Genomic DNA, 1,263 nt, shown 5'->3' with positions numbered 1-1,263 from the left:
CTAGTGCTGTGACCGGAAACGATCACCGGGTTGGGTGAGCGTCTCAAGCTGCCGGTGCGAGTGGACGGCCGCCCCAGCGGATGCCTTTCTCGCTTCGGACACGGGCGCGTTCGCGGCGCTGGGCGGCCAGCACGTCGGGATGGCGGGCGTTGGCGTTGCGCCAGCGCAGGTAGGCGTGCAGCGCCCGGGTCTGGACGGTGTGGTTGGGATGATCGGAGTTGGCCAGGGTGAACTGGCGCAAGGGGCCGAAGTGCGCCTCGATCGGGTTGGCCCAGGAGGCGTAGGTCGGGGTGAACAGCAGCCTGACCTTGTGCTTGCTGGCCCAGGCGCGGATGCGCCAGTTCTTGTGGGCCGACAGGTTGTCCAGGATCACGTAGATCGGGGCGCCGTCCGGGCGGGCGGCGCGGATCGATTTCAGCGCGGCCCAGGTGGGGGCGATGCCCTTGCGGGCTCGGTTGACGCCCCACAGCAGGTCGTCGCCGACCGAGTAGCAGCCGTGGAAGTAGGTGACGCCCTGGGTGCGGCGGTAGGTGGCCGGTAGCCGGTCCGGCTCGCCTGCGGGTGCCCAGCCCGTGCCTGCGGTGGGGCGGATGCCGAGCGGGCCGAACTCGTCGAAGGCGAAGGTGCGCTCGGGCCGGTGCGTCAGGGCGTACTCGATCTCCTCCAGCTTGGTGTCGAAGTCCGGGTCCGGGGACTCCTTCCAGGTCTTGGTGCGCTGGAAGGTGATGCCGTGGCGGGCCAGCAGGGTGCGTAACGCCTCCCGGCCCAGGGTGAGGCCACGGCCGGGCAGGCGGTGCAGATAGTGCAGAAGCTTGCGGATGGACCAGCGGGTGAAGGGCTGGCCGAGCTTGCTCGGGCGGGTGGTGGCCGTCTGGGCGATGAACTGCTCGTCGTCAGGGCTCAGCAGGCGGGGACGGCCTCCCGCCCACTGAGGGTCCAGGCAGGCCAGGCCGATCTCGTTGAAGCGGTGAATGACATCGCGCACGGTGTCCTCATCGGCCTGGACCAGGCGGGCGATGACCGGCACGGTGTTGCCGCCGGCCGAGGCCAGCAGGATCATCGCCCGCCGGTAGCGGACCGTGCTGGTGGTGCCGCGCCGCACGATCCGCTGCAGCTTCTGCCCTTCCTGGTCCGTGAGCCTGCGGATCTTGACCGGTTGCGTCACTCTGCCTCCCGAGCGCTGATCGAACGTGATCGGCACCATCCAACTGGCAGCAGTGCTCTACACGCCAACCCGGTGATCGTTTCCGGTCACAGCACTAG

Annotated in this window: 1 protein-coding gene; it reads right to left on the bottom strand. The window is 69.3% G+C overall.

Translation table 11 applies throughout. The annotated features are described in order from the left end of the window. Positions 1 to 43: 43 nt before the first annotated feature. Positions 44 to 1,165 (bottom strand): IS630 family transposase, encoded by a 1,122-nt coding sequence (locus AB0395_RS48500; protein ID WP_366295155.1) that lies wholly within the window; start codon positions 1,163 to 1,165, stop codon positions 44 to 46. Positions 1,166 to 1,263: the final 98 nt, after the last annotated feature.

It is taken from the genome of Streptosporangium sp. NPDC051023, from assembly GCF_040689595.1.
In the GTDB taxonomy this organism is placed as follows: Bacteria; Actinomycetota; Actinomycetes; order Streptosporangiales; family Streptosporangiaceae; genus Streptosporangium.
The sequence above is the reverse complement of the archived record's forward strand: the minus strand, read 5'-3'. Positions and strand labels throughout refer to the sequence as shown.